This window comes from Ornithinibacillus gellani (assembly GCF_003730295.1).
Classification (GTDB): domain Bacteria; phylum Bacillota; class Bacilli; order Bacillales; family Amphibacillaceae; genus Ornithinibacillus_A; species Ornithinibacillus_A gellani.
The window spans coordinates 101265-121294 of sequence record NZ_QTSZ01000047.1 but is presented as its reverse complement, the minus strand read 5'-3'; the positions used below and the strand labels follow the sequence as shown (position 1 = coordinate 121294).

The 20030-nt window shown below is 42.7% G+C and carries 17 protein-coding genes; 4 read left to right on the top strand and 13 right to left on the bottom strand.

Annotated features, from left to right (window positions below; all coding sequences use genetic code 11):
• Nucleotides 1-65 precede the first annotated feature (65 nt).
• From DX933_RS14155 to DX933_RS14145, 3 genes are read right to left on the bottom strand one after another with little or no spacing between them, the layout of a single operon-like run.
• Nucleotides 66-665 (bottom strand): hypothetical protein, encoded by a 600-nt coding sequence (locus DX933_RS14155; RefSeq protein ID WP_123317081.1) that lies wholly within the window; start codon nt 663-665, stop codon nt 66-68.
• Nucleotides 666-690: 25 nt separating this feature from the next.
• A complete protein-coding gene (locus tag DX933_RS14150) occupies nt 691-873 on the bottom strand; it encodes a hypothetical protein (protein WP_123317080.1) in 183 nt (60 codons plus the stop codon).
• 36 nt (nt 874-909) lie between these two features.
• The gene (locus DX933_RS14145; protein ID WP_123317079.1) at nt 910-1752 is read right to left on the bottom strand and encodes a GNAT family N-acetyltransferase; all 843 of its coding nucleotides are present in this window, start codon (nt 1750-1752) and stop codon (nt 910-912) included.
• Between the two features lie 364 nt (nt 1753-2116).
• On the opposite strand from DX933_RS14145, the gene DX933_RS14140 reads away from it, so the two are divergent.
• Complete coding sequence (locus DX933_RS14140; RefSeq protein WP_397316609.1) at nt 2117-2299, top strand: SE1832 family protein; 183 nt, start codon at nt 2117-2119, stop codon at nt 2297-2299.
• A 119-nt stretch (nt 2300-2418) separates the two neighbouring features.
• On the opposite strand, the gene DX933_RS14135 is transcribed toward DX933_RS14140, so the two are convergent.
• Both DX933_RS14135 and DX933_RS14130 read right to left on the bottom strand, forming a co-directional pair.
• The gene (locus DX933_RS14135; RefSeq protein WP_123317078.1) at nt 2419-2850 is read right to left on the bottom strand and encodes a GNAT family N-acetyltransferase; all 432 of its coding nucleotides are present in this window, start codon (nt 2848-2850) and stop codon (nt 2419-2421) included.
• Between the two features lie 24 nt (nt 2851-2874).
• Nucleotides 2875-4737, bottom strand: coding sequence for a cation:proton antiporter (locus DX933_RS14130; protein ID WP_123317077.1), 1863 nt, complete (start codon nt 4735-4737; stop codon nt 2875-2877).
• 473 nt (nt 4738-5210) lie between these two features.
• Between DX933_RS14130 and brnQ the strand changes: the two genes are divergently transcribed.
• Together brnQ and recQ are read left to right on the top strand one after the other, a co-directional pair.
• Nucleotides 5211-6512: a branched-chain amino acid transport system II carrier protein gene (gene brnQ / locus DX933_RS14125; RefSeq protein ID WP_123317076.1), complete on the top strand. Its 1302-nt coding sequence runs from the start codon at nt 5211-5213 to the stop codon at nt 6510-6512.
• A 307-nt stretch (nt 6513-6819) separates the two neighbouring features.
• On the top strand, nt 6820-8970 hold the full coding sequence (gene recQ, locus DX933_RS14120) for a DNA helicase RecQ (protein ID WP_123317075.1): 2151 nt from the start codon (nt 6820-6822) through the stop codon (nt 8968-8970).
• Between the two features lie 55 nt (nt 8971-9025).
• Here the strand turns inward: recQ and DX933_RS14115 are convergent, their stop codons facing one another.
• Nucleotides 9026-10270 carry an aminopeptidase gene (locus DX933_RS14115; RefSeq protein WP_123317074.1) on the bottom strand — a complete coding sequence of 415 codons (1245 nt, stop codon included), beginning with the start codon at nt 10268-10270 and terminating at the stop codon, nt 9026-9028.
• Nucleotides 10271-10456: 186 nt separating this feature from the next.
• Here DX933_RS14115 and DX933_RS14110 point away from each other — a divergent pair, with 186 nt between their 5' ends.
• Nucleotides 10457-10786 carry a winged helix-turn-helix transcriptional regulator gene (locus tag DX933_RS14110; RefSeq protein ID WP_123317073.1) on the top strand — a complete coding sequence of 110 codons (330 nt, stop codon included), beginning with the start codon at nt 10457-10459 and terminating at the stop codon, nt 10784-10786.
• Nucleotides 10787-10888: 102 nt separating this feature from the next.
• Here DX933_RS14110 and hutG read toward each other — a convergent pair whose 3' ends face one another.
• From hutG to megL, 7 genes are all read right to left on the bottom strand, one after another.
• The gene (gene hutG / locus DX933_RS14105) at nt 10889-11836 is read right to left on the bottom strand and encodes a formimidoylglutamase (RefSeq protein WP_123317072.1); all 948 of its coding nucleotides are present in this window, start codon (nt 11834-11836) and stop codon (nt 10889-10891) included.
• The gene (gene hutI / locus DX933_RS14100) at nt 11833-13086 is read right to left on the bottom strand and encodes an imidazolonepropionase (protein ID WP_123317071.1); all 1254 of its coding nucleotides are present in this window, start codon (nt 13084-13086) and stop codon (nt 11833-11835) included. Before hutI ends, hutG begins: the two co-directional genes overlap by 4 nt.
• A gap of 40 nt (nt 13087-13126) precedes the next feature.
• Nucleotides 13127-14779: a urocanate hydratase gene (gene hutU / locus DX933_RS14095; RefSeq protein ID WP_123317070.1), complete on the bottom strand. Its 1653-nt coding sequence runs from the start codon at nt 14777-14779 to the stop codon at nt 13127-13129.
• 20 nt (nt 14780-14799) lie between these two features.
• Nucleotides 14800-16326 carry a histidine ammonia-lyase gene (hutH, locus tag DX933_RS14090; RefSeq protein WP_123317069.1) on the bottom strand — a complete coding sequence of 509 codons (1527 nt, stop codon included), beginning with the start codon at nt 16324-16326 and terminating at the stop codon, nt 14800-14802.
• 251 nt (nt 16327-16577) lie between these two features.
• Nucleotides 16578-17099 (bottom strand): acyl-CoA thioesterase, encoded by a 522-nt coding sequence (locus DX933_RS14085; RefSeq protein ID WP_123317068.1) that lies wholly within the window; start codon nt 17097-17099, stop codon nt 16578-16580.
• Between the two features lie 49 nt (nt 17100-17148).
• Nucleotides 17149-18591 (bottom strand): cardiolipin synthase, encoded by a 1443-nt coding sequence (gene cls, locus DX933_RS14080; RefSeq protein WP_190279533.1) that lies wholly within the window; start codon nt 18589-18591, stop codon nt 17149-17151.
• A 211-nt stretch (nt 18592-18802) separates the two neighbouring features.
• A complete protein-coding gene (megL, locus tag DX933_RS14075) occupies nt 18803-19999 on the bottom strand; it encodes a methionine gamma-lyase (RefSeq protein WP_123317067.1) in 1197 nt (398 codons plus the stop codon).
• Between the last annotated feature and the right edge of the window lie 31 nt (nt 20000-20030).

The window sequence follows — 20030 nt, the reverse complement described above, 5'->3', positions numbered from 1 at the left end:
GATGTATAAGATAAATGCTTCTTATAGGTAGATTGGATGACCGAAGCAAGTTTTCACAGCATTTTTCAAGATTTTTTTACTCGATTTGTGCGTGAGGCGAATTTACCGCTGTTCTCATCGGATTTTTTCACTCGGGCGGCGGGCGAAGCGAATTTCTTGCTGCTCTCACCGGATTTTTTCACTCGAACTACAAGCGAGGCGAATTTTCCGCTGTTCTCACCGGATTTTTTCACTCGGAACGTGAGCGAAGCGAATCTTACACTGCTTCCACCAGATTTTTTCACTCGGACGGCGGGCCAAGCGAATTTCTTGCCGCTCTCACCGGATTTTTTCACTCGAACTACAAGCGAGGCGAATTTCCCACCGCTTCCACCAGATTTTTCCACTCGGACGGCGGGCCAAGCGAATTTCTCGTCGCTTTCACTTGATTTTTTTACTCGAACTACAAGCGAAGCGAATTTTCCGCTGTTCTCATCGGATTTTTTCACTCGGGCGGTGGGCGAGGCGAATTTCTCGTCGCTCTCACTTGATTTTTTTACTCGAACTACAAGCGAAGCGAATCTTCCACTGCTTCCACCAGACTTTTTCACTCGGAACTTGCGCGAGGCGAATTTTACACCGCTTCCACCAGATTTTTCCACTCGTGCTACTGCTTCCGGAGACATTTTACCCTTATCCAATCGTTGGCTTTTAGTCTTTTTCTTTTTTCCATTGATACGGTTTTTTGGACCATTCCCAAATAACGGAAATGAGGATGAATAACACAGATATGCCGATATTGTCCAGCCATTGGATATAATCGTTAAAAATAAGCTGCTTGACCGTTAAAAAAATAAAAACTGCTACGCCTAATACAATAAAATGACGATACAAATGGATTTCCCCCTAGCCCAATAACCTCATTATGTATTACATCGTTTTGTAGACGACTGCCTTTCCTACCTGATTGTAGCCAATTCTTTGATAGATGTTATTCGAGGTTGGATTGGACGCGTCGGTATATAGAGAACAAAATTGAAACCCTTCCTCCAACAGTTGTTGTGATAATGACGCAACTGCAGCGGTTGCATACCCCTTTCGCTTATGTGCATTTGGTGTAAAGACTGCATTAATGGTCGTGCCATGCCGTGTTTTTCGGGATTGATTGACCATAGAAACAGGTTTATCTGCAACTACCCATTTATATAAAGAAGCATGTTGAATCATCGTTTCTGCCAGCCCCCTAGCCCGCTCCCTTGCGATTGGTTCATTCGCTTCTTGACCAAACTGCCAGAGCCAGTCTGTAAATAAATCCACATCTTCGTCCGTTGCCAATTCTAAACGACCTTCCACCTGTGGGTTCAGCTGAACATGATCCAGTTGATAAATGAGTTGACCCATATGCTTGGTCATTGTTCTTCCATGTTCTTTCACCAAAAATTCCTTAAAGATTGTTGCCTGAGTTGAAGGACCATGGACTCCAGGAATTTCAAGTCCAGCATCGATTATCACGTTAACTATCTTCCTGATCATTGGTTCATCTACAATACCAGCATCTGCCAAAATCCAATCATGTGGCGCGGTCTGCATGAAAGCATACATGATTTCCCCTTCTTCTTCTACGACGCCTAAATGAAGCTCCGCATCCGATTCTCTTTCTACAGCACGTCCCAACAGCCCCAAAATTAAATTGTTATTTGCTTCTCTTTGTAACAGCAATGGCTCTACTTTCTTTAAATAAGTGATAGGCGATGTTTCAAAATATATGTTCAATGCAGTCCCTCCCCTTTGATTATATGATATATTTAGTATACGCTAAATGGAACGATTAAGTGAAACTTCATTCAGTGGGGTTTTCGCACTTCCTCCACTGATTGTTAGTTAAACGAATCAGGCCTTTACTGGCTGTCGATCCCCCACTGACAATTCTCGAAGTCAGGGCATACAGCCAGTTAATCTGTGATAAAGTGAAACTTCATTCAGTGGAGGTTTTCGCACTTCCTCTACTGATTGTTAGTTAAACGAATCAGGCCTTTACTGGCTGTTGCCCGCCCTTACAATTCTTGTTATGAACAAAAGTTTTTGAAGAGTGGGGGGCTTACAGCCAGTTAATCTGTGATAAAAGAGGTGATTCCCCATGATAACGAAAAAACAACTAGAAGCTAAGCTAGCTGAGTTAAAGTCAGACTACGTGCGCATCCAGGGAGATATGGATAAATTGGAGTATGTCAGAGGAAGAGTGTCTTCTGCAGAGGAGCAGCTCATTCGCCTAGAGGATGAAATAAAGGAAATTAATAAGAAGCTTGATGATATCAGATAGCATAATAATTAAGCACCACAGGCTGACAGCGACATTTAAAGCCTGGCCGCATGATCAATTAAATACTACTTATACAACAAAAGCAATTGCCTATCTTCACAGCAATTGCTTTTGTTTTTTTAAATATTTTTTTTAAATACAAAGCTTACTTTTTCATAGTCAAGTTGGTGTTCATAAAAACGGTGGGCATGCTGTCGTTGTAACCCTGAGGATAGGGCTACTGAGGTGTATTGATGCTTCTTCGCCCATTTCTCAACAAATTGCAGCAGCTGTTCCCCGTAACCATTGGATCGTTTTACTTCATCCGTTACCAAATCACAGACCCAGACAAACCTGCCATAATATAAAGTAATCATTGGTTTGAAACCCGTAACTGCAACAATTTGTCCTGCATCATATAATGCAAATAAATGATAGCCATCTTTGTCCATCGCTTCCTGAACCAGCATCATATAATCATTCTCATCAACATGTGTCCGCAGCTGCTTCATAATTGGATATGCAGCTGCAATTTCTGTTGTTGTTACGAGTTGCTTTACCGTGCTCCCCATCACAAGCCCCCTCATATGTTGATGTTATTCTTTATCTTTACCATTGCCATTTGTACGCTGGTTTTCAAGTTTAGCTTGAATCTTTGCTTGTTCTTTGACAGGTGGAGTTAAACTTACTACAACATCACCTGCTCCAGGAGAAATGGACATTTCCTCTGAATAAAATTTGATTTGACCTGATGGCTTGATCAAATAGAGCAATACAGTGCCTTTTTCCTTCTCAAGCAAATATTTATCATACGTAAATTGTTCCGTAATATTTGTTTGACGGAAAACGTAGCCTGCCTCCATTCGGTCACGGATATCATCCATATTGATATTCTCCCCAAACAGAATGCGGCCACCAACCTTGGAAACTGTTTCTCTCGTTCCACCATAAATATTATCAAGTGCACTAATTTTATAAACATTTGTCCGACCGTACTCCGGAATAAATGTCGTACAAACGAGCGCGTTATAGGAATTATCATCTGTTACCGTCAGTAAATATTCATATGGAATCGTATCTAAATTATATTCCGTCTGCTCTGAAAGCATGTCACCATGATAAAATGGTACACCTGCTTCTCTAGCCTTACGCAATTTTTCCCAAGATGAATCCACAATAATGACCGGCGTCTTTGCCTTGGACAGGGACTTGGCTAGCTCGACCGTAAATCGATTACTACCAACAATCAGCGTTCCAGGTCTACCCTCCATCGACAGGTTCAGCTTTTTCGCTAACCAGCGGATAGAGAATCCGTGTGCCACAACTGTGAAGAACACCAGGCCAAATGTCAACGTCGTTAAAATGGACGCACCGGCATAGCCCGCATCAGCGAGAATGGTAGCAAAATAACCGGAAACTGTTAAGGCTACAATTCCCCTTGGGGCAATCCATCCAACTAATATCTTTTCATTTAATGCCAAATTGGTCCCAATCGTCGACAGGAAAATAGATAGCGGTCGTACTGCAAACATCATCAGTAAAACATACCCAATAATATTTGGCGTGAAAATTTCCAAAATCGTATCTATCTGTAAGGACGCTGTTAGCATAATAAAAATGGCGGATATTAGTAAAATAGATATATTCTCCTTAAAGTGCCTCATATCTGCCACAGAACTAATTCCCATATTGGCAAGCGTAATCCCCATTGCTGTTACCGATAATAGACCTGTTGCTTTAATAACCTCTTCCGGGATGGTAAAGCAAAGGATAACTACAATGAATACTGCTGGAGATTTCAGATATTCCGGTATATGACCTGTCTCGAACATCCAGCCGATTCCTCGACCACATAACCAGCCAAAGATAGCGGCTAATAAAGAGACGAAAAAGAACATCAATAGCTTTGATCCGTCTGGGGTTTCAGCCGTTATATACGTAATGATTTCAAAAGCAAATACTGCTAATAAAGCTCCAATGGGGTCAACGATAATGCCTTCCCATTTCAAAATTTTTGCTGGGCGTGGCTTTAATTTTGACTGGCGCAGCAATGGCAAAATAACGGTTGGTCCAGTTACGATGAACAGGCCACCAATGACAAATGCAACCGCCCAGGATAGACCAGCAATATAATGAGCTGTTAACGATCCCAAAATCCAGGCAATAAATGCACCGAATGTTGCGATTCGAAATAGCGGACGTCCTAGCCCGCGAAGTTCCTTGAAGCTCAAATTTAAGCTTCCTTCAAATAATATAATTGCAACTGCAACGGAAATAATCGGATCATATACTGCGCCAAAGTTTTCTTCTGGATTAATGATACCGAATATAGGTCCAATTAATAAACCTGCAACGGACATCACAACAATAGCTGGCATGCGATATCTCCATGCAACCCATTGTGAGCCGATGCCTAATAAACCGATGAGCATGATTTCAAATAATATAGTTGGGCTCATAGCTTCCCCCTTATTCCATCCATTGATTTGGTTCTTAGGATGCCCATTTTATTGATTATTGCACATGCCCCATTCTATAAGGTTTTTCCGAATGTATGCAATAGAGTAGGAATTCCTGCATGAAATCCTACCAAAAATAAGCAGAATTAGAACCGTTTTCAATCTTAATAACCTATAACATAAATTAAATTGCCATGAAAGTAAACCGGAATAACTCTAAAATGTAAATTATCTTTTACCAGATAAAAATGGAACTAACGCAAGTGTTTAATCACCAGCTTTTTCAAGGACTTCCTCCTACCATTTCTTTCAGGAAAAATTTCTCACTGAAAATCTTTCACAAGCATATTGTCATTTATTGTTCATTGACATTGATAATTATTCCTTGTTAGAATTGGCTTGTTTGTATAAGAATTCAGAATTATATTACTGCAGTTTCGTAAGCGTTATCAATGCATGTTGGAGGAATACATATGAATAAACAAAATGTTACCATTGGTTTTATGTTATTTGCCTTGTTTTTTGGGGCAGGAAATCTTATATATCCACCTACACTTGGTATTGACTCCGGTACCAATTACGGCCTAGCTATTTTGGGCTTCATCCTTACTGGCGTTGGATTACCTATTTTGACGGTACTTGCTGTATCAACGGTCAAACAGGATCCACGTGAGCTTGCTGATCGAGTACACCCTGTATTTGGACTCATTTTCACATCTGTTGTTTATCTCGCAATTGCACCATTCTTTGGCATTCCAAGAGCTGCTACTGTTGCCTATGAAATGAGTGTCACACCTTTCACAGAAGCGCCAACATCGCGCTCGCTGTTTCTATTTACAGCTATTTTCTTTGCCATTGTATTTTGGGTGAGTATGAATCCAAGTCGTATGGTAGATCGGATTGGTCAGCTGCTTACACCGATATTGCTACTCGCTATTGTTATACTCGGAATTGGCGGAATATTTTTCCTAAAAGATCCTGTCCAAGCACCGACAGCAGCATATGAAAGCTCCCCCTTCTTCACTGGATTTGTCGAAGGGTATTTAACGATGGATGCCATCGCCGCTTTGGCATTCGGGATTATTGTCGTGCAAGCCTTTAAAGACCGCGGCGCTACCACAAAGCAGGAGCTGATTACGTCTACACTAAAGGCCGGCACCATCACTGCAGTTGCGTTAATTACGGTATATGCTGCGATTGGCTGGATTGGTGTGAAGCTGGCAAACCAGGGACCTTTTGATAATGGCGGCGATATCTTATCCAGTGCATCCCATATGTTATTTGGCTCATATGGTTCTCTGTTGCTTGGTATTATCGTTACTTTGGCCTGCTTTACAACCTGTGTCGGCTTGGTCGTAGCGGCGGGGCAATTTTTTACAAAGATCACCGGGGTTCCCTATAAATGGATTATTCTTGTGGTTACGTTAGGAAGCTTTGCCATCGCCAATCAGGGATTAAATCGTATTATTGAATTTTCCGTCCCGGTTCTTGTATTTATTTACCCAATTACAATAGTTTTAATTACGCTTTCCCTACTGCATCCCTTGTTCGGTGGCGCTAAGGCAGTTTATCGTGGAGCCATTCTGTTCACGGCCATTGTTAGTTTTTATGAAGGGCTCACCGAATTTAATGGAATTGAATTAACAGCGATAAAAGCTTGGATGGAACGCTTGCCATTATTTGATATTGGCCTTGGCTGGCTCATCCCAGCATGTATCGGCGCAATAATCGGTGGGTTAATCGCAGTCATCGGGAATAAAAAAACAACCGAATAGCAGAACGTTTCATATCGGCTGGTCCTATCAAGGGATCAGCCTTATTTGTCACAAAGGTGCCCCGCACATCTTCCTCGCCATCGAAGTAGTGTCCCATTGATGAGCGTGCCATTCTGTCTGTATTTATCCCAGTGTATCCGTCCGTAAAACTCACACATCAAAACATTAGTCATACAATAAACTTTGGACTAGCGTTTACGGACGCTAGCACCTCAATCCATTCAACTAACAATCAGTGGAAGGGAAGGAAAATCCCTGCTGATTGAAGTTTCACTTTATGGTAGGATGGATAACGAGGAGGGAGAATATGATCGCGGAACAAGAAAAAATCCTACAAACCTACTTTGGTTATGAAACCTTCCGTCCCGGTCAACGCGAGGTTATTCATCAAGTTATACATAAACAGCCAACATTAGCCGTGATGCCAACAGGTGGCGGAAAGTCATTATGCTATCAAATCCCGGGACTTTCCCTGGATGGAACGGCAATTATTATTTCACCCCTTATTTCATTAATGAAGGATCAGGTTGATGCACTCCTTGCTCTAGGGATTCCGGCAACCTTCATCAATAGCTCGCTTTCTCCAGAAGAGCAGCAAAGTCGACTGCAACAAATGGCTGCAAACCAATATAAATTTGTCTATGTCGCACCAGAACGTTTTGACTCTACTACTTTTTCCAATGTGGTAAGGCGGATTCCGATTTCCCTTGTCGCTTTCGATGAGGCACATTGTATTTCGCAATGGGGACATGATTTTAGACCCAGCTACCGAAGCATCGTGCCACAGTTAAAACAATTCAGCAATATACCCGTATTTATGGCCTTGACCGCTACCGCGACAGAGGAAGTCATTGCGGATATTCAAGACATGCTGCACATTGCTAACCAGCATGTTGTTCACACTGGCTTTGAAAGAAGCAATCTATCCTTTCATCTTGTCAAAGGGAGAGATAAACAAGCCTATTTGCGTTCCTTTTTGCAGGAGCATCATGAGGAATCCGGCATTATCTACACAGCAACAAGAAAACAAGTGGATAGTCTATATGAACAATTAGCAAATCGCGGCCTACAGGTGGCAAAATATCATGCGGGTTTATCCGAGCAGGAAAGAAAAGAAGCCCAATCCGCCTTCATCCATGATGAAAAACAAATCATGATTGCTACCAATGCATTTGGTATGGGAATCGATAAATCGAATGTACGTTATGTCATTCATTATGCAATGCCAATGAATATCGAATCCTATTACCAGGAAGCAGGCAGAGCAGGCCGTGATGGGGAGCCAAGTGATTGTATTTTATTATTCTCCCCGCAGGATGTACAGCTGCAGAAATTCCTGATTGAGCAGTCACAAATGGATGAATCTGCAAAGCAAAAAGAATATCGGAAGCTGCAGGCGATGGTCAATTACTGCCATACGCATAGCTGTTTAACCGCCTTTATATTGGATTACTTTCAGGGGGAAGCTTCTGAAGGCAGCTGCGGGCGCTGCAGCAATTGCTTGGAACGGCAGGAAACGACAGATATGACAGAGGAAGCGCAAATGATTCTATCCTGTGTGAAACGAATGGGCGAAAAATTCGGCGTTGGAATGACCGCTAAGGTACTCCGTGGGTCAAAGGATAAAAAAATTCGTGACTTCCGGCTGGATTCTCTGTCTACCTATGGCATCCTTTCAGCCTATACGGAGCGTGAACTAACCGAATGGATTCAGTTTATGATTGCCGAACAGCTGCTTGCAACGGAAGAAGGAAAGTTTCCTACTTTAAAATTGAATCAGCATTCCGTCGATGTATTGACGGGGAAGCGTAAAGTACTGATGCATACAGCGCCAATCCCGGTGCAAGGAGAAATAGATTATGAGGAAAGTCTATTTACACAGCTGCGTACATTACGAAAAAGCATGGCGGATGAACACCAAGTTCCACCATATGTTCTATTCTCAGATATGACCTTGAAAGAGCTGAGCCGTTACTTTCCAACGTCTAAAGCAGAAATGTTGGACATCAAAGGAATTGGTGAGAAAAAATATGAGCAGTATGGGGAAGCCTTCTTAGAGGTTATTCGATCCTGGAGAGAAGCACATCCAGAAGTGAAAACGAAGGTGAAGATTTCCACAGGCGCACCTGCTGCTCCGAAGCCAAAGCATACAGCGGATGATAGGCCTAGTCATATGGTTACGTATCAAATGTTTCAGTCAGGGAAATCGCTGAAGGATATCGCGGCCATGCGAGCATTATCTCCACAAACGATTGAAAATCATTTATTTAAAGCCGCGCAACAAGGGCATCCACTTGCATGGGAGATATTTTTCTCCCCTACGGAGGAAGCAGCTGTGTTAGCTGCGTACGAAAAGGTGGAAGAACCAGGTTTAAAGCCATTGCGAGAACTGTTGCCTGAGGACTATTCATATACGTTAATCAAAGCCGTACTCGTAAAACATGAATTATTTAATTAAACAATGCAGAACAAAAGCGACATCCCACAAAGGTTTGTCGCTTTTATTCTATCTCTTATTTACCGGACATGTCTAATGCCCATGTTCCATTACGGAATACCGGCTCAGTAGTGCCATCTGCGTGAACACCATCGATATCAAGCTTCTCAGACCCAATCATAAAGTCGACATGTGTCAAGCTATCATTAACACCATGTTGATCCAGCTCTTCATTGCTCATTGCAGAGCCGCCTTCTAGATTCGTCGGATATGCTTTTCCTAGCGCAATATGGCAGGATGCATTTTCATCAAATAACGTGTTGTAAAAAATCAAACCAGATTGGGACACTGGAGATTCATGTGGTACCAATGCAACCTCACCTAAACGAGTTGCACCTTCATCCGTTTCCAGCAAATGCTTTAACGTGTCCTCGCCTTCTTCCGCTTTAAAATCAACGACTTTACCATCTTTAAAGGTGAGGCTGAAATGATCAATCAGACTGCCACCATAATTCAATGGCTTCGTGCTCGCAACTGTACCGTTCACACCATATTTATGTGGTACACTAAAAACTTCTTCCGTAGGCATATTAGGGTTAAAAACAATGCCTTTCTCCGATTCAGCAGAGCCACCCTTCCAAATATGACCTTCTGGGAGTTCCATTTCTAAATTTGTTCCTGGAGCTTTGAAAATGAGTTTTTTATAATTTTTCTCATTCAACACTTCACGTGCAATACGCAAGCCTTCATTATGCTTATCCCACGCGGCAACAGGATCGTCCTGATCTACACGGACGATTTTAACAATAGCATCCCAAAGCGCTTCTATTGCATCTTCCTTTGACTTACCCGGGAAGATTTTCTGTGCCCAATCCCCTGTTGGAATGGAAATAATTGACCAAGTAATTTTGTCGTTCATCGTATATTTGCGGAAGGTTGTCATTGCTTCTGCAGCGGCTTTATTTGCTTTTGCTACTCGGGACGGATCAATGTCCTTCAATAAATCCGGATTGGTAGAACGAATGGATAATACGGCTGCTCCATCCTCTGCATACATATTATGCAATTTCACCTTCCACTCTGGATACGTAGCAATCACTTCATCTGGTGCATTTTCGTAATGCAGCAAGGTTAGTTCATCATCTACCCAATTAATATGTACATCCTTCGCACCATGCTCATAGGCTTTTCTCACTACGATTTTTGTAAAATCTGCTCCCTCAATCGGTGCATTAATCATCAACGCCTGACCCTTCTGTAAATTAACTCCTGTACGAAGTGCCAGTTCAGCGTATTTTTCCATCGTTTGTTCTGTAACCATCATCTATACCTCCATAGAATTATTTCGACTACCGTTATTATTTCACAAATTTAAAATAATACCAACTATAATCACATATGCGTCATAAGGGAACGCTACCATTTACACATCTAATGACCTATGCTATGATAGTAGTAGGTTACTTTTTGTAAGCCTCTATTGGTATCATCGAGTGAGGTGATTAGGATGGAAAAGCTATGTCCCAAATTTGAGCATGCCATGCAGCTGTTAAGCAAGCGCTGGGTCGGCCTGATTCTTTCGGAATTGCTTAAAGGTGAAAAAAGATTTTCCGAAATGGAATCCATGTTGCCGATAAGTGGCCGTTTATTATCTGATCGACTAAAAATGCTGGAAAAAGAAGACATTGTCATTCGTAATATTTATTCCGAATTCCCAGTACGGATTGAATATTCCTTATCAGAGAAAGGTAAGGCACTTGCGCCCGTTATTCGAGAAATCGAACATTGGGCAGAGGACTGGGTTGAACGAGACGAAACAGTTGAAAACGAAGCGTAAAGCCGCACGGAAGGAATCGTCACATGTCAGCAAGTCATTTGAGCTTTTATTTCCGCGTGAGCGAATGGGCTGTTCCACAGATTGGAGCAGCCCTTTTTATCATTATCGCTGCTTTCCCTTCATATACTGCAGCATGGCATAGGCTGCAATTTTACTTGTCATATGACGGATATCGATGGTTGGATCAATTTCGACAATATCCATCGCTTTTACTTCTTTCCGTTGTGCTGCATAATCAATTCCTTGTAATAAGGTCATACTGTCCATTCCGCCTGGTCCAATGGCGGGACATCCGGGGGCAAATGCTTGATCAAGCACATCCATATCAAGGGACAAGTAGATATGGGATGTTAGCTTGGATAAACGTAATAATTCCTTCTCCAGGATAGAATGTAATGATTGACTAAGCACATCCTGCATCGTATACACTTGGATTCCATTGTCTTTCGCAAATTGATCATAGGCTTTTGCATTACTGAAATCACGAATTCCAATTTGAACAAGCTGCTCTCCCTTCAGACTTCCATCCTCTAATAAACGACGAAATGGCGTTCCATTTGTCGGTCCACCATCAGTGGTATTCCGTAAATCATGATGGGCATCAAACTGAATGACACCGACATCCCCATATTGCTCTGTAAATGCGCGAATGGATGCGTGACTAATCGAATGGTCCCCTCCAAGCACAAACCAATTCGCGCTCGCTTTTGTAGCGTAAACATCCGTCATCCCTTCATACAGCCGGTGCTGATTACCAATCACATCTGTCGGATCCATATAAAAATCACCAAAATCCAATATAGATGTGGTTAGGTCCTTGCCCAATTCTCCAGAATACGTTGAGAATCCCTGTAATGCATTACGAATGGCTCCAGGTGCAAAGGAAGCTCCCGAATGACTAATAGAAGGCTTGGATAGGGGCAATCCAACCACTGCATAATCCCCTGTCATCCCTGCATGCCAGGATGTAAGCATTTCTTTAGCCTTGGTCGTATAACGATCTTTAAAAATAGCCTCCCCTGCAGGCTGTAAATGGCGTATAGGCTTCATCGAATCTCCGGCCTTTCATAAATTACTTTTCCATGCTTGATAACGACCCTGGAATGATTGACACCGTAATGATATGGAATGTATAAATAATTGGGTGCATCCCAAATCACAATGTCCGCTTTTTTTCCAACCGCAATCATTCCCGCTTCCTCACCTCGACCAATCGCATGGGCTGCATTTACTGTCACCGCATGCCAAATTTCTTCCGCAGACATTTTCAGCTTCAAAGCTGCAATAGACATGATTAATTGTAAATTCTCTGTTACTGAGCTACCTGGATTAAAATCCGTTGAAATAGCAAGCGCTGCACCAGCATCAATCATGTCACGTGCACGAGCATATGTCTCTTTCCCTAAATAAAAACTCGTCCCTGGCAAAATGACACCAATCGTATCGGATGCAGCCAGCTTGGCAATCCCTTCATCTGTCGCTACCATTAAATGATCGCCACTAATCGCACCAACCTCCACTGCCAATTCTGTACCGCCTAACGGGTCAATTTCATCGGCGTGGATTTTCACTTGAAAACCTTTTTCCTTCGCTGCTCGTAAATAGCGCCGTGATTGTTCGATATCGAAGACACCTGTTTCTGTAAAAATATCAACGAATTCCGCCAAGTTTTCTGCTTGAATATCATCGAGCATGGCGAGCATTTCATCCAAAAAAGCATCCGGGTTATCCTGATATTGAGGCGGAATCGCATGCGCTCCAAGAAAGGTCGACACCAAATCAACTGGATGTTTTTCCTGTGCTTCTTTGACAACCTGCAACTGTTTCATTTCGGTTTCTCTGTCCAGACCATAGCCACTTTTCGCTTCCACTGTCGTTATTCCATGCATGGCCATCCGATCGAGATGAAACAATGCTTTTTCCAATAACGCTTCCTTGCTTGCCTCTTTTGTCGCTCGAACTGTCGACAGGATTCCTCCGCCCTGCTTTAGTATCTCCAAATATTCGACACCTTGCTGCTTCAAGGCCAGTTCCTGTTCTCGTGACCCACCAAAAACAAGATGGGTATGTGGCTCCACCAAGCCTGGTGTTACGAGTGCCCCCCTTGCATTGATGACACGCGCTGCAACAAGCTCACTCGTGTCCGCATTACTGCCAATCCAAACAACATCCCCATCCTTGATACCAATGGCAACATTCTCTCTGACTTCCAACTGCTTCATTGCTTCCCCTTTGGCTGGTCCTTTACGATTCATCGGAAGCAACTGCCCGATATGATTAATCATTACATCTACCTGCATGGATACAACATCCTCTCCGAATCATTTCCCCAATTAAGCTTTAGCGTTTCATTGGGATCGTAATATCATGTTCATCAGCAAATGTTACCGCTTTTTCATAGCCAGCATCTGCATGTCGAATGATGCCCATTCCCGGGTCTGTCGTTAAAACCCGCTCCAAACGTTCTTTTGCCAATTCCGTTCCATCTGCAACGACAACCATTCCAGCATGTAGCGAGTAACCCATTCCAACGCCACCACCATGGTGGAATGAAATCCAAGAACCACCTGCAGCAGTATTGATCAGTGCATTCAGAACTGCCCAGTCCGCAACCGCATCACTACCATCCTTCATTCCTTCTGTTTCCCGGTTTGGTGAAGCAACAGACCCACAATCCAAATGATCACGCCCGATAACGATAGGCGCTTTCAATTCGCCCTTTCGAACCAATTCATTGATTGCGAGCCCCATTTTCACCCGCTCACCGTAGCCAAGCCAGCAAATTCTGGATGGCAAACCTTGAAAAGAAACCTGTTCCTGTGCCATATCAATCCAACGAAGTAATGCTTCATTTTCCGGAAATAATTCACGAATTAATTGGTCAGTCCGATAAATATCCTCGGGGTCCCCTGATAAAGCTGCCCAACGAAATGGCCCTTTTCCTTCACAGAAAAGCGGGCGAATATATGCTGGAACAAAACCTGGAAAATCAAAGGCATTTTCCACCCCTTCATCTTTGGCTACCTGACGGATATTGTTACCATAGTCAAATACGATTGCACCCTTTTCCATAAAGCGGAGCATCGCTTGCACATGGATAGCCATATCCCGCTTCGCCTCCATCACATAGCGATCAGGATCCTGTTTCCGAAATTCCTCCGCCTCCGCAACGGAATAACCAACAGGCACATAGCCATTTAATGGGTCATGTGCAGATGTTTGATCTGTGACAATATCAATTTCAATATCTTTTTCCAATAATTCCTGATGCACTTCAGCGGCATTTCCCAGTAATGCAATGGAGCGTGCTTCCCCTGCTTCCTTCGCCTCCTTCGCTAGTCGAATCGCTTCATCGACTGATTCTGCCATGACATCACAATATTTCGTCTGTAGTCTTTTTTCAATTCGACTGCGATCAACCTCTACCGCAATCACTACTCCCTCATTCATTGTCACGGCTAGCGGTTGTGCACCACCCATACCGCCCAGACCAGCCGTTAATGTAACCGTACCCTTTAACGAGCCATTGTAATGCTTTTTCGCCAATGCAGAGAATGTTTCATATGTTCCCTGCAAAATCCCCTGCGTACCGATATAAATCCAGCTCCCAGCTGTCATTTGCCCGTACATCATCAATCCTTTTTGGTCCAGCTCATGAAAATGCTCCCAATTGGCCCATTTCGGAACCAAAACAGAATTGGATAATAATACCCGTGGCGCGTGCGCATGTGTCTTAAATACCCCAACAGGCTTTCCAGATTGGATGAGCATGGTTTCATCATTTTCCAAATTTCTTAATGTTTCCACAATAGCGTGAAAGGCATCCCAATTTCTAGCCGCCTTCCCAATCCCACCATATACGACAAGCTCCTCTGGCTTCTCAGCCACTTCCGGATCTAAATTATTAAATAACATCCGTAATGCTGCTTCCTGCTCCCAGCCTTTACATTCTAATTGCATGCCCTTCTTTGCCTTAACCATCACTTTATCCATTTCAATTCCACCTTCCTTTTTTATGATTGAAAAATCCCTGCGTCACATGCGTTGGAAACACGACTTGTTTCATCATGCTTCAGCCAGTTCACTGCTCGAGCGATATCCTGTGAAAAAATCCGATCTGCGGTAATACTTGGCACGAGCTTACGAGCATGGTTATAAAAATCTCGTGTTAAATCGGCCATTCGCTCCACACCACGATATTCTACGGCCTGCAGCGCACAAATCAACTCAATCGCTATGACATGTCTTGCATTTTGCAGCATTTGATAAGCGTGTCTGGCTGCAATCGTTCCCATGCTGACATGGTCCTCTTGATTCGCAGATGACGGGATGGAGTCCACACTTGCCGGATGTGCCAATGTCTTATTTTCCGATACGAGTGATGCTGCACTATATTGTAAAATCATCGCACCTGACTCTAATCCTGGATTCGGGCTTAAAAATGGTGGCAGATCATTTAACTGTGGATTAACAAGTCGCTCGATCCGCCGCTCTGACATATTCGCCATTTCCGCAATACCGAGCTTTAAAAAATCCATCGCAAACGCAATTGGCTGTCCATGAAAATTCCCTCCAGATATCACCTTGTTTTCCTCGGAGAAAATGAGTGGATTATCTGTCACCGCATTCATTTCAGTCGTTAGCTTTTCTTTTGCGTAATGTACAGTCTGCCAAGCCGCTCCTAACACTTGTGGAATGCAGCGCAAGGAATAGGCATCCTGTACACGCTTTTCCCCTTGATTTGTCGTAAGCTTGCTATCCTTTAAAAGCTGTCGAATCCTTTGTGCTACATCTATCTGCTCCTGATGGCCCCGCACACGGTGTAAATCAACATCAAAGGCATCGATAATTCCTTCCAATCCTTCTAATGTCATCGCTGCTACCATTTCACTTTGTAACAGCAGCTTTTCCATTTCCAGATAAGCTACCACACCAACTGCCGTCATCGCTTGCGTACCATTGATTAGCGCCAGCCCTTCTTTAGCCTTTAATGTCAATGGTTCGAGATGGGCACTTTCCAAGGCGACTGCCGTTTTCATTCGGATACCTTGATAGTTAACCTCCCCTTCACCAAGCAATGCCAAAGCCAAATGGGATAAAGGTGCCAAATCACCACTCGCACCAAGTGATCCCTGTTCCGGAATGACTGGATGTATTCCCGCATTTAAAAAATCAATCAATTGCTGCACCAATGCGACGCGTACTCCGGAATAGCCTTGAGAAAGAGCATTGGCACGAAGCAATAGCATGGCACGACTGATTTCCTCTGAAAATGGCTTGCCAACACCACATGCATGTGAATAAATTAAATTAAGCTGCAATTCTTCTAAATCATTCTGCGCAATAATCACATCACTAAATTTTCCGAAGCCAGTATTAATTCCATACATTGTTCGGCCAGTTTCAATTAATTCCTCTACTGTTTGCCGATTTTTCTGTATCCTTTCGATGGACCGCTCGGCCAACTCCACCTTCTCCTTATCCAATACAACCCGCTGAACCTCTTCAAAGGTTAGTGAATTTCCCGTTAATACAACCATGATGCACCTCCAGAGCATTGCTTTACTAGAATAAAGCGAGAAAATAAAAAGGAGGCGATGGTTTTATACCATGCCTCCAAAACGGTTATCACTTTGCCACTGATGATGATTCATCTTCATTGCACCCCGTTACATTTATGATTCTCACTATATTTAATTGTAAGCGTTTTCTGTATATTTTGCAATAGCCACTGGAATCGTAAAAAAAGCAAGCTGAATGGTATCGTTCCCATCCAACTTGCGTTTATTTTTCAAGTACGATTAATCCAAGGATATGCAGTTCCAAAGTTTTTGGCTAGCTCCTTCGAATGTCTTCTACGTTCCCGACGTTGTTCCGCACGGATCGGGGCACCATCATGCAACACTTTTTCCTGTTCTGTTTCCGGATAAATTTCTTCGACCGGGACAGGTCTTCCATCATCGTCAACAGCAACAAAGGTTAGAAATGCAGTAGTACAAACCTTTCTTTCTCCAGTAAGAAGATTTTCTGTCACGGCTTTCACAAATACTTCCATCGACGTATGATGCGTCCACGTTACAAAAGCCTCTACACAAATCGAGTCCCCTTCCTTCACCGGCTCCAAAAAGTCTACGGAATCGGTTGAGGCAGTGACGACCGGCTTGCGTGCATGACGTTCTGCAGCGATTGCCGCTACATCATCGACATGAGCCATTAGAACGCCACCGAATAATGTGCCATGACTATTTGTATCTGGCGGTAGCACATGCGATGTTTTAACCGCCAGTGAATTGGTACATGTTTTTCTTTCCATCCTTTATATCCTCCCTTGTTGTTTAACCCAAGCTGTACATACCCCTTTATTATAATACTGGTGACAATAACCGAGAAATAGACTCCTTGAAACGAATGAGCAAGGAACGCTGTTGATATAATTTCCGCGTCATTTGTGTGGAATGCATCACATCATTTTCAAAGGCCTCCACCAATCGTTGAGCAAGTCCAACATCATATAAAAATGCATTCACTTCAAAGTTTAATCGGAAGCTGCGCACATCAATATTCGCCGTTCCAACCGAGGCAATTTTTCCATCCATGACAATGGTTTTGGCATGCATGAAGCCTTTTTGATAAATATAAACATCTGCCCCAGCCTCCAGCATGTCACCAATATGTGAGAAGGTTGCCCAATATACAAATGGATGATCCGGTTTGTTCGGAATCATAATTTTTACATCGACACCTGATAATGCAGCAATGCGCACCGCATCGCGTAAGCTTTCATCCGGGATAAAATATGGTGTTTGAATATACACATATTCTTTTGCGGACATAATCATTTTTATGTAGCCATTTTTAATCTGTTCCCAATCAGAATCCGGCCCGCTAGAAACAATTTGTACCCCAACATCCCCTGCTGGTTTGGCAGCGTAATATCGCTCTTCATATAAAATATGATTTCGCGACGCTTGGTTCCAGTCCAAAATAAAGCGTGTTTGCATATGCTTCACTGCATCTCCAACAATGCGCAGATGCGTATCACGCCAATAACCAAACTTTTTACTTGCCCCTAAATATTCATCCCCAATATTAAATCCACCAATATAACCAACTACCCCATCAATAATAGCCAGTTTACGGTGGTTACGGTAGTTAATTTTAAAATTAATCTTCGGGATCTTCGGTGGAAAAAAGGATTCGACCAATGCCCCTGACTGGCGCAGTCGGCGAATATATCTTTTACTAAGACTGCGTGATCCCATATCGTCGTAAAGAACCCGGACTTCAACACCTTCATTGGCCTTTTTGATCAGCACATCTGCAATTCGCTGTCCCAATTCATCATGCCGTAAAATATAGTACAGCAAATGGATGTGGTCCTTCGCTTTTTGTAAATCCTTAATTAAGGAGTCAAATTTATCCTTACCATCTGTAAATAATTCTACATTATTATCCTGAGAAAAGATGGCATCATCATTGCGCAGATGCAAATAATATAAATCCTTATACTTCATCAGTTCTTCATTTTTTAAAGGAAAATGATCATCTTCAATTGCCCGCAGCTGTGCTTGAACTGCTTTTTTCACCCCAAGTCTGCTTTTTGTATCCCAGGTAAAAATTTTTCTTTTACTAATTGGCTTGCCAAAAATAAGATATAAGAAGAATCCAGCAATTGGTATAAAGAGCAAGACCATTAACCATGCCCAAGCAGAACTAGCGTCTTTTCGTTCCAAAAAGATAATGGAAAACCCCAATGCGATGTTTAATATGATGATAAAGACTAATAAATAAGGCATGATTTCCACATTTGACTCTCCCCTCTTGAAATAATACGTACGATTTACTTTATAACTCGTTATTATAGCATTCCATCATACAATAATATACCATAGTTCATTTTTAGTTATAAGAAAAACACGTCCCATCATGAAAGTAGAAGACACAAAAGAAAACATGCATCTGAAACGTGTTCCACCACTTCAGATGCATGACATTACAATTTATTTGATTGTTTCATTAAACATGTACCTTTAATTTATTTAGAGCTTGCTCTAAATCTGTCCAAATATCCTCCCACGCTTCCAGTCCGACAGAGAGGCGAATGAGTTGATCGGTAATCCCCATCTTACCGCGTGCTTCCTCCGGGACAACGGCATGGGTCATGGTTGCCGGATGCTCAATTAATGTTTCCGCATCTCCAAGGCTTACTGCAATTTTGACAAACTTCAATGTATTCATCAACTCTTGGGCGTCCTCCTTTGTACCATCAATCTCAAAGGAAATCATACCTCCGCCCCGTTTCATCTGTTTTTGATAAATCGCATCATCCGGACTATCTACATCGCCAGGGAAATAAATGTTTGCAACTTTCGGATGCTGACGTAGCCTTTCAAATAATTTTTCCGCATTGTCACAATGTCGATCCATTCGAACTGGCAATGTTTTTAACCCACGAATCAATAACCAAGCATCAAATGGGGATATGATGCCACCAATATCCTTTTGTGTCGTCATTGCCACGCCATCTAAAAATTCTTTCTTACCTACAACCAGACCGGCAATCACATCTCCATGCCCGCCAATATATTTTGTCGCACTATGAATCACAACATCACAGCCAAGCTCCAATGGACGTTGTAAATAAGGTGAAGAAAACGTATTGTCGACCACGACTGGTATTTGATATTCCTTCGCTACCGCTGCCACCATTTCTAAATCAATTAATTTCATCGTTGGATTAATCGGGGTTTCCACATAAATGCAAGTCGTTTCCGGTCGAATGAGGGCACGAATCTCCTCTTTCGATTCCATGGCAGAAAAATCACTGGATATATTATATTTCTCTTTCATCATCGATAATAATCCAAAGGTACATCCATATAAGCCTTCCGAGCAAAGCACATGATCATTTGCCTTTGTCAACGCTATAAGCACCGCTGAAATGGCGGCCATACCTGACCCAAATGCCAGACCACGTTCTCCACCTTCCAACGCAGCGATCCGCTCCTCCAATACAGCAACGGTCGGATTACCGAGCCTGGAGTAAATATAACCATCTTCCTCCCCCGCAAAGCGTCGTTCTCCTTGTTCTGCTGAATCAAATGCATAGGTAGAAGTTTGAAAAAGTGGTGTAGCAAGACTGCCAAGCATATCCTTTGAATCATAGCCCTCGTGAATGACTGCTGTTTCGATATGTCGATATTTACGAGACATATAATATCCCCCTTTGAAATGATGTATTCCT